Origin of the sequence: Entomoplasma freundtii (assembly GCF_002804205.1) — a bacterium.
GTDB lineage: Bacteria > Bacillota_I > Bacilli_A > Mycoplasmatales > Mycoplasmataceae > Williamsoniiplasma > Williamsoniiplasma freundtii.
In genome coordinates, this window is record NZ_CP024962.1 from 336,004 (window position 1) to 359,356 (window position 23,353).

General features: G+C 35.2%; 18 protein-coding genes. 9 read left to right on the plus strand and 9 right to left on the minus strand.

What is annotated here, in order from left to right; translation table 4 throughout:
• Nucleotides 1-2 precede the first annotated feature (2 nt).
• The 8 genes from EFREU_RS01485 to EFREU_RS01525 all read right to left on the minus strand — a co-directional run bounded on the left by EFREU_RS01485 (nucleotide 3) and on the right by EFREU_RS01525 (nucleotide 10,072).
• Nucleotides 3-2,669 carry a glycoside hydrolase family 38 N-terminal domain-containing protein gene (locus EFREU_RS01485; protein ID WP_100609264.1) on the minus strand — a complete coding sequence of 889 codons (2,667 nt, stop codon included), beginning with the start codon at nucleotides 2,667-2,669 and terminating at the stop codon, nucleotides 3-5.
• Nucleotides 2,623-4,578, minus strand: a complete 1,956-nt coding sequence (locus EFREU_RS01490; RefSeq protein ID WP_166666726.1) for a fructose PTS transporter subunit IIB — start codon at nucleotides 4,576-4,578, stop codon at nucleotides 2,623-2,625. The genes EFREU_RS01485 and EFREU_RS01490 overlap by 47 nt, the downstream gene beginning before the upstream one ends.
• Nucleotides 4,559-5,065 (minus strand): hypothetical protein, encoded by a 507-nt coding sequence (locus tag EFREU_RS01495; RefSeq protein ID WP_100609266.1) that lies wholly within the window; start codon nucleotides 5,063-5,065, stop codon nucleotides 4,559-4,561. The genes EFREU_RS01490 and EFREU_RS01495 overlap by 20 nt, the downstream gene beginning before the upstream one ends.
• A gap of 44 nt (nucleotides 5,066-5,109) precedes the next feature.
• Entirely contained in the window at nucleotides 5,110-6,741 is a 1,632-nt protein-coding gene (locus tag EFREU_RS01500; RefSeq protein WP_100609267.1) for a PTS sugar transporter subunit IIC, read from the minus strand.
• Nucleotides 6,742-7,035: 294 nt separating this feature from the next.
• On the minus strand, nucleotides 7,036-8,679 hold the full coding sequence (locus tag EFREU_RS01505) for a PTS transporter subunit EIIC (protein ID WP_100609268.1): 1,644 nt from the start codon (nucleotides 8,677-8,679) through the stop codon (nucleotides 7,036-7,038).
• A gap of 192 nt (nucleotides 8,680-8,871) precedes the next feature.
• Nucleotides 8,872-9,528 carry a hypothetical protein gene (locus tag EFREU_RS01515; RefSeq protein WP_100609270.1) on the minus strand — a complete coding sequence of 219 codons (657 nt, stop codon included), beginning with the start codon at nucleotides 9,526-9,528 and terminating at the stop codon, nucleotides 8,872-8,874.
• Nucleotides 9,529-9,537: 9 nt separating this feature from the next.
• Nucleotides 9,538-9,753: a hypothetical protein gene (locus EFREU_RS01520; protein ID WP_100609271.1), complete on the minus strand. Its 216-nt coding sequence runs from the start codon at nucleotides 9,751-9,753 to the stop codon at nucleotides 9,538-9,540.
• Nucleotides 9,746-10,072 carry a PTS sugar transporter subunit IIB gene (locus EFREU_RS01525; protein WP_100609272.1) on the minus strand — a complete coding sequence of 109 codons (327 nt, stop codon included), beginning with the start codon at nucleotides 10,070-10,072 and terminating at the stop codon, nucleotides 9,746-9,748. The genes EFREU_RS01520 and EFREU_RS01525 overlap by 8 nt, the downstream gene beginning before the upstream one ends.
• A 703-nt stretch (nucleotides 10,073-10,775) precedes the next feature.
• Here EFREU_RS01525 and parE point away from each other — a divergent pair.
• The 5 genes from parE to guaB all read left to right on the plus strand — a co-directional run bounded on the left by parE (nucleotide 10,776) and on the right by guaB (nucleotide 19,096).
• Complete coding sequence (gene parE / locus EFREU_RS01530; RefSeq protein ID WP_100609273.1) at nucleotides 10,776-12,764, plus strand: DNA topoisomerase IV subunit B; 1,989 nt, start codon at nucleotides 10,776-10,778, stop codon at nucleotides 12,762-12,764.
• A complete protein-coding gene (parC, locus tag EFREU_RS01535; RefSeq protein WP_100609274.1) occupies nucleotides 12,757-15,492 on the plus strand; it encodes a DNA topoisomerase IV subunit A in 2,736 nt (911 codons plus the stop codon). The genes parE and parC overlap by 8 nt, the downstream gene beginning before the upstream one ends.
• A gap of 36 nt (nucleotides 15,493-15,528) precedes the next feature.
• A complete protein-coding gene (locus EFREU_RS01540) occupies nucleotides 15,529-16,194 on the plus strand; it encodes a hypothetical protein (protein ID WP_100609275.1) in 666 nt (221 codons plus the stop codon).
• Between the two features lie 229 nt (nucleotides 16,195-16,423).
• Entirely contained in the window at nucleotides 16,424-17,965 is a 1,542-nt protein-coding gene (gene guaA, locus EFREU_RS01545; RefSeq protein ID WP_100609276.1) for a glutamine-hydrolyzing GMP synthase, read from the plus strand.
• 9 nt (nucleotides 17,966-17,974) lie between these two features.
• Complete coding sequence (gene guaB, locus EFREU_RS01550) at nucleotides 17,975-19,096, plus strand: IMP dehydrogenase (protein WP_100609277.1); 1,122 nt, start codon at nucleotides 17,975-17,977, stop codon at nucleotides 19,094-19,096.
• 40 nt (nucleotides 19,097-19,136) lie between these two features.
• Here guaB and EFREU_RS01555 read toward each other — a convergent pair whose 3' ends face one another.
• Nucleotides 19,137-19,775, minus strand: a complete 639-nt coding sequence (locus EFREU_RS01555; protein ID WP_100609278.1) for a hypothetical protein — start codon at nucleotides 19,773-19,775, stop codon at nucleotides 19,137-19,139.
• A 259-nt stretch (nucleotides 19,776-20,034) separates the two neighbouring features.
• On the opposite strand from EFREU_RS01555, the gene EFREU_RS01560 reads away from it, so the two are divergent.
• The 4 genes from EFREU_RS01560 (at nucleotide 20,035) to EFREU_RS01575 (ending at nucleotide 23,340) form a co-directional block, all read left to right on the plus strand.
• Nucleotides 20,035-20,631, plus strand: a complete 597-nt coding sequence (locus EFREU_RS01560; protein WP_232673628.1) for an FMN-dependent NADH-azoreductase — start codon at nucleotides 20,035-20,037, stop codon at nucleotides 20,629-20,631.
• Between the two features lie 169 nt (nucleotides 20,632-20,800).
• Nucleotides 20,801-21,385 carry a hypothetical protein gene (locus EFREU_RS01565; protein ID WP_100609280.1) on the plus strand — a complete coding sequence of 195 codons (585 nt, stop codon included), beginning with the start codon at nucleotides 20,801-20,803 and terminating at the stop codon, nucleotides 21,383-21,385.
• Between the two features lie 78 nt (nucleotides 21,386-21,463).
• Nucleotides 21,464-22,246, plus strand: coding sequence for a hypothetical protein (locus EFREU_RS01570; RefSeq protein ID WP_100609281.1), 783 nt, complete (start codon nucleotides 21,464-21,466; stop codon nucleotides 22,244-22,246).
• 98 nt (nucleotides 22,247-22,344) lie between these two features.
• Nucleotides 22,345-23,340, plus strand: a complete 996-nt coding sequence (locus EFREU_RS01575) for a hypothetical protein (protein WP_100609282.1) — start codon at nucleotides 22,345-22,347, stop codon at nucleotides 23,338-23,340.
• The last annotated feature ends 13 nt before the right edge of the window (nucleotides 23,341-23,353 follow it).

Sequence of the window (23,353 nt, forward strand, 5' to 3'; positions counted from 1 at the left end):
TTTTACACATTTTCTACTCAGAATGTACGTACTTCATTAGCTCCAAAACTTGTTTGGGGAGCAATTTGGTTTTCCATCAAGTCCATTTCTTTAAACTCATTTGGCATTAAGAAAGCAACATTTTCAAATGTTGGGTTATACATTCTAATTACATATCCGTTTTTGTCATAGGCTTTTTTAAAGGCGCTTACGACAATATTTTCTGGTAAGTTTAAGTCATGACTAAATTTTTGTCCTTTTGACAAAGGTTTTTTAGCCATCACGAAGGTATCCCCTTTTCAGTGGAATGGATTAATATCTTGTTTTTGGTAATAAACCGCAGGTGATGCTTTATCTTTTGCTATCCGAACCAAATTATCGAGTTGGTTAATCAAGACATTAAATTCGATAGAAAGCGGTTTATTGAGGTTCGCTTCTGGCGTAGCGTGAGGATAATGGTCAATACCAGAGCTACGCCCTGGACGATAAGCTAAACCACGACGACCAATTGTTGAGTAACCACGGAATAAAGTTAACGAAATAATGTTGTCATTTAAGATTTGGTATTCGTTATTGCCCAGTGTAGTTAAAGCATAAGCTAACTCATGATCTTTTAAATAACAAACACTTTCCATTGCTTCAATTTCGATAGGGCAATCATGTCATTTTTCGGTTTCTCAAACAGCCATTTGTTCAGTTAAATTTAGGGGTCGTTCAATCACTCCAAATGAAGTATCACCAAATGATGTAGTGGCTTTTAACCCGGTTTTACAATTCATTTTTCACTTAATATCTTTAGCTTGGTTATCAAGATCAAGTGTAAACTTAATTGTTTTTTTATTTAAAATGATTCGTAATTTCAAATCTTGGTTAATTTCTTCTTTGGAATCTAACTCTTTAGCCACTTTAAATTTGTAGAATAAGTTTAAAGTTTGTTCCCCATTCGAAACTGCTTTTTCAGCTGTTAATTTAACAAAGGTTGAAGTAACGCCAGGATAGATTTTTGATGGTGAAAAATCATAAGAATCACCGGCATCAAATTGACTTTCTAAAACAAAAGCATCCTCAACCAACTGGTCATTTTCTTTAATTAATAAATTAATATGACCTGTTTCTGGATTGGCTACTAAAGCATAATCATCATTTTCAATTGTTCAATCTTCTTTGGCAACAATCAATGGTCATGGACTAGCTTGCTCTTCAATTTTAAAAACTTTAAATGATAAAGGTTCAATCATCCCAAAATCAGCATTAATGGTTGTTCAAAATTGCCCTTTTTCATCAAAGTTGTAGTCTTGACGATGGGCATTTTCATACATCTTGAATTCTTCAATATTGATATGTTTTTGGTCTCGGACGTTAACCATTACTTCTTTATCATTATCCAGAATTTTAAATGATGGTTTTCTCGTAAAGATAGCTATCTCATCTTCAATATTTTTTGCATAAGGTTTTAAATTAAAGACCGCTAACTCATTTTTTTGTAAGCCATGAGCTTCGGTAATGCGGCGCTTCATTAAAGTATTTAAACTTTCTAAAGCGGCAATCGCTGCATTTAACCTCTCGACAATTGTATTGTTGGTTTCATCGGTATTACAGGCTCCTGCACTATCGTGAGCTTGCGATTCTAATAATCTTTTTAAATTATATTCAATAATTTCAGCCGGATAATTGCCTCCGTACTTTTCAAACATAATCCCTAATGGTTCGGTTTCGTGATAAATTAGATACTCAAGTTTTTTACCTAAATATTTAATGTCATAACGACTTGAAGTAATGGTTTTATGAGTTCTTGAGAATTGCCCAAAACGTAATTCTCCTTCAATATTACCTAGGCCTTGCATTTGCGTACGAGTAAATAAATCATCCATAAAGGTGTCATAGTCTGAAAGGACTCATTCATGCTCCGGATCGATTTTATTTAATTCCACCATTCATTGAGCTAAACCATCATAAATTGGTAATTGGTCACTCCCAAATGGCATTAAAATTAAGCCCCCGGTATTTTTTGACACTTCTTCTAACAAAGGTAAAACGTGTTTCGCAGCATTTTCTAAATAAATTTTGGCTTGTTCTGCCATGTCTTCCAATGTCCATTTTTCGACAAAACGTTCAAGCGACGGACCAACACCAATTCCATAACCATGTTTAAACAAGTTATAAATTGGAATTGTCGTTCCATCAATACCAGTTCATTGGTTAAAAACACCTTTTTCAATTTGTTTTTGGTAAATACCACGTCAATGAACAAGTCCTTTAAGGTTCGCTTTTTTGAGGATTTGTGGCAAGTTAGCATTAAACCCAAATGAATCAGGAATATAACCAACATGCATAGTATCGCCACCCAGTTTTTCCGTTGATTTAGTTCCTACCAAAAGGTTGCGGACAATTGATTCTCCTGTAGCGTTAAACGTATCTGTTTGGGTATACCAAGGCCCTAAAACCAATTTATTGGCTTGTACCAATTCTTCAACTTTCGCTTTGTTTTCTGGGAAATAACGCAAATAGTCATCGACAACCGAATATTGACCATCATAAATAAATTTGTCAAACTCTTGGCTATCTCTTTTGTAAATATCATAAATTTTATCAATGTTATCAATTAAAAAAATGTCAGAAACATCTTTTGTAAAGTATCATTCTTTATCCCAGTGCGTTTGCGGAATAAAGTGAATTTTTCATTTTTTCATTTTCTATCCTCTTATTTGGTAAATAACAAAGTGTATGGATTGCTCCTCCCACGAAAGAACCACCTAACAAAATAATCAAGTACATGGCATTTGGCACGATAAAATAATCATCCATTGAAAAGCTAAATAATAAACTAAAGAGATTGTTCATTCCGCCAAAGAATTGGAGGTTGGTAAACCCAATTGCTGCGCCAACAACTAGTGAAGTTAAAATATGGGCTAATAAGGTTCGTCAGCCATATTTCTTCCGAAAGTAGAGAAAGCCTTCTGAAATTGAACGCATGACCGCTATCCCGGCTTCTTTGGTAGCTTCTTGTTCCGTGGTCTCAAGATATTTTCAACTCAACATACCACGGACCCAAACGGCGGCACAAGGAATAATAATTCCCATTGCTGTCGCAGTGATTGGGGTCATTCAAATTTGATGAGCATCAAAAGCAAAGGAATCATAAAAGAAGAAACCAGAGATCATCAAGCTTCACTTATTAATGAAGCCTCCTGAATCTCAAGCCATTCCTAAAATAAAGGCAAAGGCAATTATTCATCTAAATCACCAATATTCATTGACTTTAATAATACCTTTATAAAAATCGGCATTAAGAGTGGCTAAACTCGTATAGTTATAAAAAAGAAAAGTGAATAAAATTAAGGGAATCGCAAGATTAATAAGGAATTTAAAACCATAATAAAAGTTTTCGCGTACTCAAGAATGTTTTTCTTTTTTGAAGAAAAACATTCTATTGAGAGAGGAGAAACCCTTCATTAAGGAAATAACAATGATGAAGCTTCCAACCAAACCTAATAAACCATAACTACCATGGTCCTTAACAACATAGTTATATTCAGTTAAACTTGCGGAGATAGCAAAAATAGTGAAGGTAAAAACATGGTTTTTAGGGTAAACCTTATGTACAAATAAGGCAAGCAGAAATGAGGTTGCAAGGACGCCAAGGTATTGGGCTCCATCAATAAAAGTATTAAAGAAGACATTGTTTTTTGTTGCAGGAAAACTAGTAATATAGAGTGAAATCCCAACTAAAGCACCTAAGATAAAGTAAATATTAAAGGTACTACTTGAAGCTGAATTTAAATGTTTGAATAAATCTAACCTTAAAAAAGCAAGGTATTTATTTTCGACTCTTTGCGATTTTAATTGCTCAAACACTTGGTCGGGATTCTTCATAACATCAGTTGTCCGTACCCGCACAACATTTTTATGTTTTATATGCGTTAAATCCAAACTTTTATCAACTGCTAAAATGACCCCTTTAGCTTGCTCTAAATCTTCTGGGGTAATAATGTTTAAATCACCCTTATTGCCATGAGTTTCCACTTTGATTTGGAAATCATGATTTTGAGCATATTGCTTTAGCTGTTCTTCAACCAAATAGGTATGGGCTAAACCAAAAGTACAAGCGGAGACGGCTAAATAATAAGGTTTATTGATAACTAAGTCTTCTTTTTGGGCTCTTGGCTCAGTAGTTAACAAATTAATAATGTCAGTTTTTTTGTCCGAGTTTTTTAGTAAAGTTAACGCGCTGGGGTCCATAAGAAAGTTCGCAAGGTTACCAAGGATTTGGACATGTTCATCAGCTGTATTTTCGGGCACTAAAATACAAAATATTAAATTCACCGGTTGATTATCTAATGATTGCCAATCCATCGCCTGTTGTAGCCGAATCATCAGAAGCCTTGTGGTCTCTAGTCCTTTAATTCGAGCATGAGGAATTGCCACTCCATTACCAAACCCAGTTGTATCGATTGTTTCTCGCTCTATAAGACTCTCTAAAATTACTTGAGCAATTTTGGGGTCATTTTGGTTAGCGACAAATTGAAAGATGTCTTTTTTTGAGTGAAAAATGTTTTCAAGGAAAAAAATATCTTGATCACTAATGATTTTTTTTGACATTTTCTCACCCATCTAATATCTCGGTTTCTTTTTGTAAACGTAACGTTCCAAGATCATTATTCTTTTTTTGCAATTCCTGATTTTTAAACTGCAACCTGATAATTTCATTATTAAATTTTTTATTTCAAATTGAAGCTGAATTAGTTAATAATTTGTTCTCAATCAAATCATTAAGATAATCGTTCATTTCTAATAAATGTAAATTAAAAACATATTCTGGAGAATTAATTAATTCTAAGAGTCTATTTCTAATGTAGTCATTTAACTGGGCAATATTTGCGTTTTCGGTTTCTTGTAAGTGATTATTAGTATTTATAATTGCTTCTAAACTAATAAAATTATCTTCATGATTATCTTCCTTGGTCTCGATTTCAACTACAGCATTACTTTTTTCATTTTTTTTGAAAAAAGTAGATAGAGTTTTAAGACCCAAGATTAAGATAATGAAACCAAATAAACTTAAAATCACAATTCAAGTTGCATTCATTTAATCTTCCTTTTATAAAATTGCTCTTTTTACGATGTTAATTATTAAGCTTGAGCTAAAACTTCTTGCTCTTTAGTTTTGGCTGCCTTGGCTGCTAAACGTGCTTGCTTTTCTACTTCTTTTTTAAGTCTGGCTTTTTCTTCAACTTTTTCTTGGTATTTTGGTCCAATAAAGACAAATGGTAATCAAACTAAGAAAGAAATAGCTAACTGAATGACCGACACAAGAATTGATCACCAATCAAAATCAGTAGCAAAGAGGACGTTTAAACCATAAGGCATTGTTGGTGTTCATACCACCCCAGGACGAATTCAGTGAATTAAGATTCAAACATGACCTAATGTATAAGTAAGAACAAATCCAAATGTATAGGGAATAAAGTAAACTGGGTTTAAAACAATTGGTACTCCAAAGTTTACCGGCTCATTAATACCGAAAACACCCGGAACAATTGACAATTTAGCAATGTCTTTATGGACTTTTGACTTAGTAAAAATTAATAAACCTATGAGGAACCCTAGTGTTGCACCGGTGCCGCCAACATAACCTAACCCGGCCATAGGAATTGGCATTAATCCTGCTTGATCAACCCCACTGACATTAATAACATCATTTCAGTAATCAGTTCCATAGCGCCCAGTTTTTCATAGCGATCAGTAAGCAGTATTTCTTAAAACATTCGCATCCCAAATAATTGCAGTAACTGGTGTTAAAATGTTAGTTCCGTGGATTCCAAAGAACCAAAAGAAAGCGACTAAGAAGGAAATAACGATTGTCACCCCAATATTTCCACTCAACCCCATTAATGGTTTTGCTAAACCAAATTCTAAGGCAATAAATAAAGTGGCTAATTGACGTGAATAAGTAGTGGTAGTAATTACGCCATTATTATCAGTTGTAGCACTGATTTCCCCACGAATATCCACCTCTGTTGCTAAAACATTCCAAAAACTATTTAAGAATGAGAAGGAAGTTAACACAATTGCTGAAACGAAAATCGCTCCAAACGCCTTCGCCACCATTGGGGGCACCGCATCAGGCATCTTCGGCACAAGCCACTTGACATCCATTAACTTGCAATACATCCAAGTTGCGAGCATACTTGCCAATAAGGCAATTAACATCCCGTTAGTACTTAAGAAGTTAGTGGCGAAGGTCGAAACTTCGCCAGCATTGTCACCACCGACAACGACTTGGTTAACTCCATCCAAAGGTTTCATGGCAAAGAAGACCGCTACTGACAAAGCTGCAGCAATAATTCCATCTTTCCCATACGATTTCGCTAAGAAATAACCCATTCCCACAGCGACATAAATGGCAAAACCAGCCATTACAGCTCAAAAAACGTTTTCTAATGGTGATCCGATTAACTTATGGACTCATTCTAGTCCTTCTGAGGTTCAATCTTTATCACCCTTAGCACTTTTAATAAATCCTGCAATCATGGAGTTTTTGTGGAAGAACACATTACTCATGATTAAAGGAATCGCTGCTCCAGTTGTTAAGGTAAATGGCAACATAAAAGCATCACGAATCGCCACTAGAAAACGATTATTACCGACACTAGAGCCAACCTTGATAATTCCATTCATTGAATTCTCTCTGAACTTCGCAAACTTTTGTTTCTTATTTTGCGTGCGCAAAGCAGTATTCAAATTCTTATCAGAATTCTTCATTAAATCTTTCTATTTATCAAATTAGGTTTTACTCAAAAAATAAAAATTAGTAGATCAATAGTTAGTTATTTTAGGAGCCATTTTTCTAATTGATAAAATATTCTTTATTGTCCTGAAGTTAATTAATAAACGTCGTCTTGGCATTAAATAACTTCAGATTATGAAACAAGGAAAAGGAGTCAAGGTACCTAAACAATGGTTTGGGTAAGCTTTTGTCTCTTTTCCTTGCTTTTGTTTAGTATTAAATATTGGTTTATTTTTAAAAACGGTTATTAATATTAAACGTAGTTATGATTAAGCTTCGGTTAACACTTCTTCGCGTTTTTCTAATTCTTTTGCTTTCGCTGCTTTTTCAGCTAAACGTGCTTGTTTTTCTTCTTCTTTTTTCAGTCTAGCTTTTTCTTCGACTTTGGCTTGGTATTTTGGACCAATAAAGACAAATGGTAATCAGACTAAGAATGAAAGGGCCAACTGCACAACCGAGACGAGAATTGATCATCAATCAAAGTCGGTAGCAAATAAAATGTTTATTCCAAATGGCATCGTTGGTGTCCATACTACTCCAGGACGAATTCAGTGAATTAAAATTCAAACATGACCCATTGTATAAACTAGAACAAACCCAAATGTATAAGGAATAAAGTAGATTGGGTTTAAAACAATTGGGACCCCAAAGTTTACTGGTTCGTTAATTCCAAAAAGAGCTGGGACAATTGACAATTTAGCAATGTCTTTATGGACTTTTGACTTAGTGAAAATTAATAAACCAATTAAGAACCCAAGTGTTGCACCAGTTCCACCGATATAACCTAATCCGGCCATAGGAATTGGCATTAAACCAGCTTGATCAACTCCACTCACATTAATAACATCAGTTCAGTAATCAGTTCCATAGTCACCAGTTTTTCATTTAGCTCAGTAGGCAGCATTTCTTAAGATATTTGCATCCCAAATAATGGCAGTAACTGGTGTTAAAATGTTAGTTCCGTGGATTCCAAAGAACCAAAAGAAAGCGACTAAGAAGGAAATAACGATTGTTACCCCAACATTTCCACTCAACCCCATTAATGGTTTTGCTAAACCAAATTCTAAGGCAATAAATAAAGTGGCTAATTGACGTGAATAAGTAGTAGTAGTAATTACGCCATTATTATCAGTTGTGGCACTAATTTCCCCACGAATATCCACCTCTGTTGCTAAAACATTCCAAAAACTATTTAAGAATGAGAAGGAAGTCAACACAATTGCTGAAACGAAAATCGCTCCAAATGCCTTCGCCACCATTGGGGGCACCGCATCGGGCATCTTCGGCACGAGCCACTTGACATCCATTAACTTGCAATACATCCAAGTTGCGAGCATACTTGCCAATAAGGCAATTAACATCCCGTTAGTACTTAAGAAGTTAGTGGCGAAGGTCGAAACTTCGCCAGCATTGTCACCACCGACAACGACTTGGTTAACTCCATCCAAAGGTTTCATGGCAAAGAAGACGGCTACTGACAAAGCAGCAGCAATAATTCCATCTTTCCCATACGATTTCGCTAAGAAATAACCCATTCCCACAGCGACATAAATGGCAAAACCAGCCATTACAGCTCAAAAAACGTTTTCTAATGGTGATCCGATTAACTTATGGACTCATTCTAGTCCTTCTGAGGTTCAATCTTTATCACCCTTAGCACTTTTAATAAACCCTGCAATCATGGAGTTTTTGTGGAAGAACACATTACTCATGATTAAAGGAATCGCTGCTCCAGTTGTTAAGGTAAATGGCAACATAAAAGCATCACGAATCGCCACTAGAAAACGATTATTACCGACACTAGAGCCAACCTTGATAATTCCATTCATTGAATTCTCTCTGAACTTCGCAAACTTTTGTTTCTTATTTTGCGTGCGCAAAGCAGTATTCAAATTCTTATCAGAATTCTTCATTAAATCTTTCTACTTATCCGAATAGTTTTTGCCCAAAAATAAAAATAAATATTGCAATAATAAACAGTATTCCATAAGCAATTCCTAAACTGATAAAAAATATTTTTCATTGTTTGTTAACTGGTTTATTAAATACATATTTCATTGCTAGCATGCCTAATAAAATAAATCAAGGAAGAAGAACTAAGGCTCCTAAACAGATTGTCCAGATAAGCATTTTTGTTCTTTCTCTTTTGGTTTTTCTTGTTCTTTATTTTGGTCTTTATCTAGCATGAAATACTTCTTCAACTTATATTCAAGTTGTTTAGCTTGTTTGTCAAATTGTAGTTTAGCATCGACCATTTGCTTTGTTTCTGCATAGGTCACATACATAAAAGCCATTTCTGACAAAAAGCCTTGGCTATATTTGACAATTGTCTGCGTTTTGAAAAAATTAAGTTTGATATCAAATTTTACACTCAAGACAGCTTTGTCACCGAGGGTTGAATAATGGTAATGAGTGGGAGAAAATTTTTTAACTTTATAGATTTTGGCTGTTTTCTTTTCAGTTAAGTATTTAACCAAAGATGAATTTTTTTCAGTTATTAAATCAACATGCTCAAAATTGGTGGCAATTAAATCTTTAACCCCATCAGTAACTTCATCCAAATTTTTAATATCCAATTTGATTTTTTTATTAACTCATAATTGCCGTTTCATTTCGTCAGTGATTGAAGGATAACGTTCTTTTAAAATAGCGTTATACTTTACTTCAAACGTCTTATATGGAAATGTCAAATTATCGGCAAAGTGGGGATCTGCGTTATATCTTTCTTTAAATTGATATTTAAAAAAGTCTAATATAGCCATCGAAACTTTCTAGTCTTCAAATAAAGTTATTTTTTCGGTAGTAGCGTCATTACGAACATAATCAATAACTTTATAAAATTCTTTATCTTTTGCGAGCATTTTTTGGCAATAACTAATTGCTAAGTCAAGTTTGGGAAATTGAGCACAAGTTTTACCATCAAGTTTAACTTTTACTCCACCCATGAATAGACTACTTTCTAATAACGAGCAAGATGGTTTATTCATAATAACCTTCTTCTCGCATATCATCAAGCATTTGTTCAACAATTTCGCCGACCTGAAGGCGTCCATATGAACGGGTATCCATTACATAGACGGGGATTTTTCCCTTAATTGCATTATCAAATTTTGGTTTTAAATAGCGAACTTGAGGGCCAATAAGAACAACGTTGTAATCATCGATGCTTTCGAGAGCATTTGTTTCGGCCAAGGCGTTCACTGTAAAAGGGTAACCTTTTTCTTGACAATAGGTTTCCATTTTTTTTACTAATGATGAGGTGGAAAAACCATAGCTACATGATAATAAAATATTTAATTTTTCCATGATAAGCTCCTTTTTCTATGTTAGCTAATAAATTCTGTAGGAAATAGTTTGTTGTCATTAGCTTCTAAAAAAGAAAAGGCAGCAAACATTAGAATGATAATTATTTTCTAAAATGGGTAATTTTTTATTGATAATTTTCTTTTTTTCCTTAACTTTTTTCCCTCCATATTTTTGAATTTATTGTCAACATAATGTACGTTATGTCAATTTCCTTATAACCTAACAAAAACCAATTTTCAACAAAAAAAACGAACTTTTTTTTGTAAATTATGATTTGAAACGGAAATTTTTACCTTGTAAAAATAATTATTTTTTTGTCATAAAAATTTTTATTTTTTTATTATTTTTTATGTTAAAAGATTAAGAATTGCGGTGTTTACTAACTTATTTTTTATCATTGCTACTATGACAAAAATAATAAACTAAGTTTTAGCTTTACTATCCACTGTGATTATTAAAGTGATCAAAGTGAAAAAGACATTAAGTTAACTAATTCTTGCTGCTTTATAACTTATTCCAAAAGCTATAATAAGTAAGTAAAAATATTTTTTGATTCTTACTTTGATGATAAAATAAAAATCTTTTCTTGATTTAGCTTCTATTATTTTAAACTTTAAAACCTTGGAAAAGCCGTGGAAACACCTGAAGAAAGGTATTATTAAAATAGGATATTTATCAATTAAGTTTATGAAAGGAATTAAATATGGCGGCGAATTCAAAAGCTAATAAATATGATGAAGATAGTATTCAGGTACTTGAGGGTCTAGAGGCAGTTCGTAAACGACCAGGAATGTATATTGGCTCAACTGATAATCGTGGTCTTCACCATTTAGTTTGAGAAATTGTTGACAATTCCATTGATGAGGCTTTAGCAGGTTATGCCACCGAGATTAATGTGACAATGGAAAAGAATGGCTCAATTACAGTTAGTGATAATGGGCGGGGCGTCCCTACAGGAATGCATAAAACTGGTAAAAGTACTCCTGAGGTAATTTTTACCATCTTGCATGCCGGGGGTAAATTTAATGAAAGTGGTGGCTATAAAACCGCTGGGGGTCTTCATGGAGTTGGGTCTTCGGTAGTTAATGCTTTATCCTCACAATTTAATGTCAAATCTTTTCGAGATAAAAAAATTTATGAAATTAATTTTCATAATGGGGGCGCTGTCAAAACTCCGTTACACGAGATCGGCACCACTAACAAAACTGGAACCGTGGTCAATTTTCACCCAGATGCCACGATTTTTAATGCACCGAAATTTAGCTTTTCGACTATTAAAGAACGTTTAAAAGAATCAGCTTTATTAAATTCTGGTTTAAAAATCACTTTAGACGATATGAATAACGATCGTCATATTGAATACGACTTTAAAGATGGTTTAAAGGAATTTGTTAAGGAATTAACTGAAGAATTTACGCCCTTAACAGATACGATTATTATTAAAGATAGTAATTCACGAATTGATGTTGATATTGCAATGAAGTATACCGATGATTACAACGAAACTATTCTTGGTTTTGCAAACAACGTCAAAACTGTTGATGGCGGAACTCAGATTACTGGTTTTAAATCTGGTTTAGCTAGGGCTATCAATGACTACGCAAAAAATTCGAAAATTCTTAAGGACAAAGACCCACGGTTAGATTCCAATGATCTTAGGGAAGGACTAACAGCCATTGTTTCTGTAAAAGTTCCGGAAAACTTAATTCAATATGAAGGTCAAACTAAAGGGAAATTGGGGACAGTTGAAGCAAAAACAGCTGTTGAAAACGCAGTTTATAAAAACTTAACTTTTTGATTACAAGAAAATAAGGTCCAAGCTACGAGAATTATCGATAAAGCAATGTTAGCTCGACGTGCACGCGAAGAAGCACGAAAAGCGCGTCAGGCAGTTCGTGATACAAAAATGAAGGGTCGTTCTAGTCGGGCTATGTTAGGGAAATTAACACCAGCTCAAGGCCGAAACCGGAACATCAATGAACTTTATCTAGTGGAAGGGGATTCAGCTGGAGGCAGTGCTAAATCAGGTAGAGATAGAACTTTCCAAGCCATTTTGCCACTTCGTGGAAAGGTAATTAACTCGGAAAAAGCAAAGATTACTGACCTTTTAAAAAATGAGGAAATTAACACCATTATTAATGCGATTGGCGCTGGAGTGGGTAGTGATTTTGAAGTCAAAGATGCTAATTATGACAAAATCATTATTATGACAGATGCCGACACCGATGGAGCACACATCCAAACACTTTTATTAACGTTCTTTTATCGTTACATGAAAGATTTGATTGTTGCTAAAAAAGTCTATTTAGCATTACCACCACTTTATAAAGTCACTTTGGCTGACAAAACAATTCATTACTTATGGGATGAAAACGATTTAACGACTTTTTTAAAGAAAAATAATAAAAAATATGATATCCAACGTTATAAAGGGTTAGGTGAAATGAATGCGCACCAACTTTGGGAAACGACAATGGACCCTGAACATCGAAAACTAATTGTGGTGGAAATTGATGATGCATATGCTGCTGAAAAAGCCTTTAAAGTCTTAATGGGTGAAAATGTTGAAAAACGGAAACTTTGGATTGATGAAAATGTCAAATTTTCTATGGAAGATGACGATGTCGAATTCTTGCGGAATGTTGAACCAGAAACACCAATCGTAGAAGTAGAAAGGGAATTAAATGACTAAGGAAAAAGCTAATAAAGCAACCTCAAGTGAAGCAAACTCTTCGCTTTTTGGGTCAGAAGAGCCTAGCATCATTACATCCCTTGTTGAAGACATTATGGGGGACCGTTTTGGCCGCTATGCTAAATATATTATTCAAGACCGGGCTCTTCCTGATGTTCGTGATGGTTTAAAACCAGTGCAGCGCCGCATTCTTTATGCTATGGATAGTTTGGGTTTGACAGCCGATAAACCACCCAAAAAATCCGCTCGTGTAGTTGGAGAAGTCATTGGTAAATATCACCCTCATGGTGATAGTTCTGTCTACGAAGCGTTAGTCCGCATGAGTCAAAGTTGAAAACTTGGTTTGCCCTTAGTTGATATGCAAGGGAATAATGGTTCAATTGATGGTGATAGTGCGGCAGCGATGCGTTATACCGAAGTTCGTTTAGCTTCAATCGCGAATTTGATGCTAGAGGATTTAGGTAAAGAAACAGTCAAATTTGCTCCAAATTTTGATGATAGTGAACAAGAACCGACTGTTTTACCTTCTTATTTTCCAAATATTTTGGCAAATGGAGCCGCTGGAATTGCAGCTGGATACGCTACAAATATGCCTCCCCACAATTTAGGCGAACTAATCGATGCCACCATTAAAGTTATTGATAGCCCCAAAACCCGTCTTGAGTCCATTTTAAACATTGTTCAAGGACCAGATTTTCCGACCGGTGGAGTTGTTCAAGGTCGCGATGGTATTCGTGAAGCTTTCCTAACTGGTAGAGGAAAAGTGGTATTAAATTCACGTTGACATTTTGAAAGTAATGACCTTGTGATTGATGAAATTCCTTATGAAGTAGTGAAACAAGATTTGGTGAAAAAAATTGGTGATGTTATCGATGCTAATCCCGGTCTAGGTATTGAGGATGTGCGAGATGAAACTGATCGCCAAGGTTTAAGAATTGTGATTGAATTAGATGCCAAAGCAAATGGAGAAGTAGTTCGAAAATTCCTTTTTAAAAATACCCTTCTTTCCGTAAGCTATAACTACAATAATGTTGTTATCGTTGATAAGCAACCAAAACTTTTAGGGCTTTTACCGATTTTACATGCCTACATTAATCACTATCGGGAAGTGTTAACTCGAAAGTCGGAATTTGATTATAAAAAAGCTAAGAAACGTTTAGAAATTGTCCGTGGGCTTATCAAAATGGTAAGTGTGATTGACCATGTCATTAAAATCATTCGGCACTCGGAAAACCGAGCTTTAGCCATTGAGAATTTAGTTCATGCCCATTTTAACTTCACGACTTTGCAAGCAACCGCGATTGTTGATATGCGTCTTCACCGGTTAACATCGACGGATGTTGTTAAGCTAGAACTAGAAGAAAAGGCGCTCGAAGAAGAACTTAAGCATTTAAGAAGTATTTTAAAAAACCCTTTGGAAATGAATAAAGAAATGACCAGCCGTTTACGGAAGGTCAAGCGTGATTTTCCGACTCCTCGTCGGACAACGATTCATGAGTTTGAAGAGAGCTTAGAAGTCCAAATCAAGGATACCTTGGTCGAACGAAAATTTTCTCTTTGGGTCTCGCGTGATGGTTATCTAAAGGCGATTGATGCTTGTGTAATTGAAAAGAATGACCCCAATACCTTTGGCCGTAAACCGATGGACTTATGAATTAGTTATGGACGAGTGTCTAACCTGGATAACCTTCTCTTAGTAACTAATAAAGGAAGTTATTATTCAGTGCCACTTTATAAAGTACCAATGAGCAAATGGAAAGATTTGGGAGTGCATCTAAATACTTTGGCAACAACTAGTGGTCCAGAAAAAATCCTTGGAGCGTTCGTAGTTGATGATTTTGCTAAAGCAACCCAACAATTATTATTGGCCACAATGAATGGCCAAATTAAACGAACGGCCATTTCCAATTTAGAGACTAAAGTTTTTACGAAGTCATTTAAAGTAATTAAAATGGATCCTAAAGATGAATTAGTAAGCGTCGATTTAGTAACTTCAAAAACCAGAAACGTAGTAATCGGCACCAAAAATGGTTATGGAGTGACCTATGATGTAGAGGACATTCCCATTCAAGGAACAGCAGCCAAAGGGGTGAAAGCAGCTAATTTGAAAAACGATACCATAGTTTTTGCATGCCCTTTAGATACCACTGACGAAATTATCTTTTTCACGAGTCAAAACCGAGTTAAAAAAATTACCGCCACCGCTTTACCGACAGCTATTCGTCCCAAAAAAGGGTTACGTCTCTATCCAGAACGTCCGAAAAACCCTGAAGCAATTAAATTAGGCTTTGCGTTAAAAGAATATGAACAAGTAATTCTGCTTGATGACCAAAACCAAGTGACGATTTATAAGATGACTGAAGCAAAACTGAGCGAACTAACCAACCAACCAAAAGCCTTGGTCTTGCCCCCAATAGTTGATGGAGCTTACCAAAAACTTCAAACAAGTATTGACGGTGACCAACCAGCGCCTTCCTTGCCAATTATGGATGAACCAAAACACAAAGAAACTACTTCGGGAGTAAAAAAGACGCCAAGTAAAACTACTAAAGTTGCTAAGAGGCCGATAACTAATGCCGATGATCTTTCGTCTCTCTTGACTGATATTTCTGATGTGTTAACTAAACCAAAAATCTCTAAGGCCACCTCCAAAACTAGTAAGAAAACTACGAAATCGCGAAATGTTGCTAAACAACTTGATTTTGATAAAGATTTAAAAGTAAAGTAAAATTTCTAGAAGATAGTGCAAGGAGCAACGTTTAAAATGACTTCTTTTAAAAAAATTTTGGAACCTAGGTCGCAACATGATTCCCTTTTAGCGTTCTTTAAAGAAGCTAACCAACGTCTTATCTACCAATTTGTCTTTTGGACAATTACGTTTTTTGTTTCTTTAGTCGCGACCCTCTTTTTAACATTTTTGACGAATAACGATCAAACTTGGGAATTAGTACTTTTTTTGTTTTTCTTCATTTTGACAATATTTAGTTTTTTATCAATGTTATGAAAAGGTTCATTACTTCATTGGTCCTTTGAAGCAAAACGGATTTTTGGAACCCGTTACCGAACTTCGTTACACGAGGACAAACACCTCTTAAAAAGCTATGAATGAATTTTGCGTAGTTTTTTGAGTTACCGAATTGTGGATGGAGCCTTAACTGAAACAAAAGAAATGCTAGAAGCAGTTGACAAGAAAATATTGATTGACTATAAACGAATTAATACTCCAAAAGTTGACGTTTGACTTTATCGTTGTTTGAATTTCCTTTGACAAGTAATTTTAGCTATCCTTTCGGCCATTCCTAAAGCAATCACTTGGTGGAATTATCGTTTTGGGTGAGGAAGAAGTCGAGCAACTAAAAAAATGAAAATGGGTTTCAGAAAAATGCATAAGGAGTTTCTACACGATCTTGACAAACGTACCATTTGGTAAAAGGACTTCTGCAATAATTAAGCTTAATAAAAGAGGGTTAACAAAAACCCTCTTTTATGTTATAGTTAAGAAAATATTTTAAACATTCGCTATATAAGTCGTTAATCGAGACGATGTTTCTACAGAGGTTTTTCCTCTTGTGCTATAGGACGAATTGCTTTTTTGGCATTTCGGACTATTAACTTTTCGGTTATAGTTTGAAATGCTTTTTTTATAGAAAGAAGTCTATATGAACCAAACTCAGATTTTGATTCTTGATTATGGGAGTCAATATACCCAATTACTTGCTCGTCGTATTCGTGAGCAAGCCATCTATACAGAAGTTATTAGTCATGATTTGACATGAAACGAAATCCAAAGCCAATATCCTAATGTAAAAGGCTTGATTCTTAGTGGCGGACCAGCGAGTGTTTACTCATCAGAAGCTTATTTATTGGATCCGGAGATTCTTTCAAGTACTTTACCCATTTTGGGTATTTGTTATGGGTTCCAATTATTGGCTCAACTCAATGGTGGTAAAATTGAAACCGCTTCAAAACAAGAATTTGGACTAGCGAGTTTGTTTTTGACACCTAGTGAGTCGCCACTAATGAGTCAAGTGCCCCAAGTGTCTAATGTTTGAATGTCCCATGCCGATTATTTAACTATTTTGCCAACAGATTTTGAAGTTTTAGCGCATTCCCCTGAAGCCGTAGCGGCTATTGGTCATAAATCAAAACCATGATTTGGCTTACAATTTCATCCAGAAGTTACCCAAACAGAATTTGGAACCCAAGTTTTGAAAAACTTCCTTTTCAACATTGTTAAGGCCGAACCTGATTGAGCAATGAACAATTTTATTGATTACCAAAAACAAAAAATCCAAGAGCAAGTAGGCGCTGATAAAGTAATTCTTGGTCTTAGTGGTGGCGTTGATTCTTCGGTAGCTGCTTTATTAATTAACAAAGCCATTGGTTCCCAATTAGTTTGTTTATTTGTGGATACTGGTTTACTTCGTCAAAATGAAGCCCAAGAAGTAATGCATAATTATGAACCACTCGGTTTAAATGTGCATTACATAGATGCTAAAGAGGAATTCTTTACTGCTTTAAAAGGAATTAAAGATCCTGAGGCCAAACGTAAAATTATTGGTCGAAAATTTATTGATGTTTTCAAGCGTGAAGCTCAAAAAATTCCCAACGTAAAGTTTTTAGCTCAAGGCACAATTTATCCCGATGTAATTGAATCAGCTGGGCTTGGAAAAACGGCTAAGGTTATTAAATCGCATCATAACGTTGGTGGTTTACCCAAGGAATTGGGTTTTACTCTTCTAGAGCCTTTAAAGATGCTTTTTAAAGATGAAGTCCGTTTAGTTGGCAAAGAACTCGGTTTAACTGCCAATTTATTAAATCGCCACCCCTTTCCTGGACCTGGCTTAGGAATTAGGGTTTTAGAAGAGGTTACTCCAGAAAAGGTAGCAATTCTACAAGCGGCTGACGCCATTTTTCGAGAAATGTTAACTTCGGAAAATTTAATTAGTGATTCTTCACAGGCCTTTGTTGTACTTTTACCAGTGAAAAGCGTTGGCGTGATGGGAGATAACCGGACTTATGATTATGCTTGTGTTTTGCGAAGCGTAAAAACAATTGATTTTATGACTGCAGAAGCGAGTCAACTACCATGAAATTTTTTAGCCAATGTCGCGCAAAGGATAATTAATGAAGTACCAGGAATTAACCGGGTGACTTATGATTTAACATCAAAACCCCCAGGTACTATTGAATGGGAGTAAGGAGAAAAAATGGAAAAAATTGTGATGGATGGTATCACCTTTGATGATGTTTTATTAATTCCACAAAAATCAAGTGTCTTACCTTTTGAAGTTAATCTCGAAACTAAAATAACTCCTAAAATAACTTTAAAAATTCCCTTTATGTCAGCCGCCATGGATACAGTCACCACAAGTAAAATGGCAATTGCGATGGCTCAATTAGGTGGTGTAGGAGTGATTCATAAAAACTTTTCAATTAATGAACAAGTAGCGGAAATTAGTAAGGTTAAAAAACAAATCCCGAAAAACTTAGACACCGCCCTAATTAATTCAGAAGGTCTTTATATTGTTGGGGCAGCAGTTTCAACTGGTGATGATACCCTCACTTTACAACGAGTGGCCAGGTTAGTTGAAGCGGGCGTTGATTTTATTGTTGTTGATTCGGCGCATGGACATTCAGAGAAAGTCATTTCGTTAGTTAAAACCCTTCGCCTTCACTTTCCAAATTTAGAAATGATCGCTGGGAACATCGCTACGGCTCAAGCTGCAGTTGACTTAGTAACTGCGGGAGCTAATGCGGTCAAAGTGGGCATTGGGCCGGGAAGTATTTGTACCACTCGTGTTATTGCAGGGGTTGGTGTACCCCAAATTTCCGCTTTGTTAGAAGTTGGTAGATATTGTCAAGAAAACGGGATTCCTTATATTGCTGACGGAGGAATTAAATATTCAGGTGATGTCGCCAAAGCACTTGGAGCCGGCGCTAGTGCTGTCATGCTTGGCAATATGTTGGCCGGAACAATTGAAGCTCCAGGCGAATTAATTAATATTGATGGGCAAACCTACAAAACCTATGTTGGAATGGGTTCGATTGCCGCCATGAATCGCGGTTCGAGCGATCGATATTTCCAAAAAAAGGACCAAAAATTGGTCCCTGAAGGAATTGAATCAATCGTTGTCGCTAAAGGGTCGGTGGTTGATGTTATTTTTCAACTTGTCGGTGGCTTAAGGTCAGGAATGGGTTACACCGGTAATGCAACAATTGCCGATTTAAGAAATAAGGCGCAGTTTGTGCGCATTACCAATGCTGGGTTGGTAGAATCACATACCCATGATGTACGAATGTTTAAACAAGCTCCCAATTATCGGAAATAAAAAACCACCGCAAGGTGGTTTTTTTAAGTTAAGCGTGGTGTTAAGCAATAATTAATGTTTCAGTTGTAGTAGTGTGGTTGTGGTTTGCACGGTGTTTTTTGTGAGTAGTTGCTTTTTTGCTTGATTTTGTTCCAGTGGTTGAAGCGTGTGATTTTTTACGTTTTGCTTCATCTTTAACGAAGAATGGCGCAATCATAAAGAATAAAGGAAGAACAGTAAAGATAATCATTCCGACCATTGGTCCAACTTTTCAGAAATCAGAGAATTTAGCCCCAGCACCTTCTTTGTCAAGGTATTGAGTCATAAAGTACATTTCTCCGGTCAAGATCATCGCAACGCTAGCAAAAACTAAGAAGGTGATGAAGATTTGATCTCACATTCCAATTCCTCTTACTAGACGTACTTTAGTTGGTTGGAAATAAGTAATCATGGTTCCCATCAAGATAGCAATTGTAGTTAAAGCCAAACCTGAAACCATTAACCCATAAGAAGTTTTAAGGTATCAAGTGTCAACTCCGATGTTTGCTCCATCAACACCATTTTTAGCGTCTTCAATTTTTTTGATATCAACTAGATCGATCACTTTGCTAGTTGATTCAAAGCCAAATCCTAAGACGGCGATGATAAAGCATGCTAATGATATAAAGGCCATACTTAGGAAAACTATGTTTCTTTTCATCTTTTCTCCTTTCGTTGACAACTACATTATTCATTTTTAATTATAAAAAAAATAAACGCGAAATGTGAAAAAGTGCTTTTTTTATGAAAAGTTCTAGGCGGAGTGGTGTTTTCAAGGACTTTTTAATTCAGAATTTTTAAGATACAAAATGAAAACATTTTTAATTTTTTTTGTTAAAAGTGTAAGTTCATAATTTTTCCGAAAGAGAATAACCAAAAAGGTTATTGAGTCAAGTAAAATTAACTTAAAGGAGATAATCATGACAAGAGTATTAGTGATTAATGGTTCACCCTCAAAACGTGAACAATCTTATTCAGGAGCAGTTACTGATTTATTTTTAGACAAATATCATCAGTTACATCCTCACGACGAAATTATTAACTTAGATTTAAATGATTTACCATTAGCACACCAGACTTTAGATCGTCATAATAGCAGTAGTTATTGAAAAGAAGTTTTACCATTAATTGAACAATTAAAAAAAGTTGAAAAAGTGGTTTGCGTTAGTCCAATGAATAACTTCAACGTTTCTGGCTTAATGAAAAATTATTTAGACCACGTTTTATTAGCGGATCAAACTTTTTCTTATAAATATTCTAAAAAAGGCGAAGCCATTGGTTTATTAAAAAATCTTGTGGTCCAAATAATCACCACCCAAGGGGCGCCGCTTGGTTGGTATCCTTTTGGCAATCATACCGCTTTTTTAGAAGGAACTTGAGCGTTTATGGGGGCAAAAATTAACCACCCATCATTATTATTAGCCGGTACTAAAGTTGCTCCGTTAAAAGAACAAACCCCAGAAGTAGCAGCCCAAACTCTATTACCAGAAATTGATAAGGCCCTCAAAACTTTTTAAGCCGTGATGGCCATTTTTTCTAAGTAAATTTTTTAAGTAAAACTATTATGAAACAAACAAAACAAAGGTCAGTTAACTAATGTTTTGTTTTTTTAAGTTTAATTCACTGAGTTTTTAACCAATTATCATCAATAAGCAATCTCCTTTTATAGAAAAACGAGGCTTCAAGATGAAAACGATTAAAACTAACCATGGTTATTATTTAAAACATCGTAGTGATAATCACCAATCATGATTGAAACATCCTTTTCTAGTTGTAGCTACTGACGAACAAGGTTTTTTGGCAGTGGAGTTTAGTGATGCAACTGGGGAACATCCTTATAATGGTGATTTAAACGCTAATGTTTTTACCGAAACTTTACTAAAACAAATTGTCATGGATAATGAGAAATCTAACCAGTTTGAGCAATGACAATTTCTACAAACGACTAATTTTCATGTTTTCAAAATCGAAAATGAGACCCTTTTTTATCCCTTTTTTACTAAGCAATCTACTTGTGATACTTCAAAACTTTATTATTTTAGTTTTAAGGAACGCTTGGATGTCAGTCGTGAGTACGATTTTTCGGAAACTACCTTAATTAGTACATTAACACGAAAAGTGGTTGGTAATATCCAAGCAGGTAACTTCACCATTTATCCGGGAAACTTAGAAAAATTTTTCTCTCAAAAATTAAAATCGCAAAGTCAAAAATTAATTAAACAAATTTCCCCAACCAAATTGTCCAATCTTTTTTTAAAATGACATTATTAGAGTTAAGACCTTTAATTGGTTCTAGTACCAAATATAGTTGGCATATAAACAATTTTTTATGATTAAAGTGGAGGTAGTATGAAATTTATTGCTAATGATTCCTCTTGAGATATCTACGATCATGAATTATTTTTGGTAACCTTAGTTTTAGGAATCGTGACAATTGTTGTTGCTCTTTTAAGTATCGTTGTTACTTTTGTTCTCTCGTTCCGTGATCGAGGAGACCGTTATCAAACCGAGGCCAAGGCAAAAATTAACTTGTTTTTAGAAAGAACAACATTAGCTTTTAATGAATTGGGGGTTGCTATCAAACAACACGATGAAGTAGCAATTCAACAATCTCTTAATTTACTTGATATTTTTTCCAAATTGACTTTGGATAATTTAACACCAAGTATTGCTGAATCGCAACAAAATGTTTTACAAAGACATGCCTATAGAACGATGCTTATCAAAACGTTCAAGAGTACTTTGCCCATTGCTATAGAGCATTTCCAAACCGCTTTGATTGTTAATCGTAATTCCTTAATTGAAGCAAAAAAAGCTAATTCGCCAGACCAAGCAAAGGCCTTGGCTGAGCGCATTACAAAGATGGAAAAAATGTTGAGTTTTAAAACACAAGAAGCAAAAAGCATGAAAAAAGCTTCAAAAAAACAAATTTGAGATGAAACTTTAAAAGAACTCCAAGGCTTCCGGGTAACTTTGAATCAAGTTGTGAGTTCATTAATTGATAGTTATGGTCAAGTCCAAACGAAGGGCGGCGACAAAAATTGGCAAAACCTTGCCAATACTTATCGCCAAGCTCAAGAGACATATCGTGATTTTCGTGGGACGTTGGAAAGTTTATTTATTGGCTTTTAAGGTGGAAATTGGCTAGAGATAAGTCTAGCTTTTTTTATTTCGGTTAATGTTATAATCTAAACAAATTAATGAAATTATTAATTTTAATGGGGGTAAAAATGAATAATACAACTTACCAACGGGGACGTCCGGGCTACGGATCGACTTCGTTATTTGGTTTAAGAGGGATGATTGTCACTTTTCAAGTTATCGGCATGGTTTTTGCTTTAGCGGGACTAGTTGCCTATATTGTCTACTTTGGAGACATTTCAAATAACATTAGTGGTGACAAAAATGTTCAGGGTCGTGCTTTAGCTGCGATGATTTTAGGTCTTTTAACTTATTTAGCTTGAAAAACTTTTTACGCTGGAATGATTATCATCCGCTTTGTCCGCAATTCTGATGATGGTGAAATTACTGCAAATAGGTTTGTTTTATCAGCCTTGAGTCTTAATTTAGGTGGTTTATTAACTCCCTTTATTTTAACTAGGCTTCCCAATGTTCCTGTTCGGTCGACAATCAACCCACGTTGATTTTTATCACGTTCAATGGGAATGATTGCAGTAGTTGGTGCTCCATGCTTCTTACTAGTTTTCTTCCTATCAGCTCTTAATGGTGGTGATAGTCCGTTAACCACTACTCAATTATTTGATAAAAATGCTGGTGCTTTTGGAGTGACACTAGGAGTCTTGATTTCCCAAGTAGTAATCACTTTATTTGCGGCAATTACGGTAGCCTTTTATTACCAAAAAAATTCTCACGATTTATTTACTGGTCCTAAAAATGCCTTACGTACTTTTATGAAAATTATTGCCGTTATATGGTTGATTGTGGTAACAATTGAATTATTTATCTTGCTTTTCTTCGCCATTGTCAGAATCTTTGGCGCTCTTGCAGATGTCTTGAATACCTTGTCAGACCGCAACCGTGGTCCATTGATGCTTTTCGCAGCCGTTTTCAACTTGATGTGAACTGTGGCTGCCATGACTTACTATATCTATACAATCAACAAAACAATTGTTGGTATATGGTCAGATGAAGGGGTTGTTTATGGTCACTTTAGTGGCTTTGCTCGTCTAGAAAAAGCAGAAAATGGTCAAACTCGTCAACGTTAATCACAACAAAAAA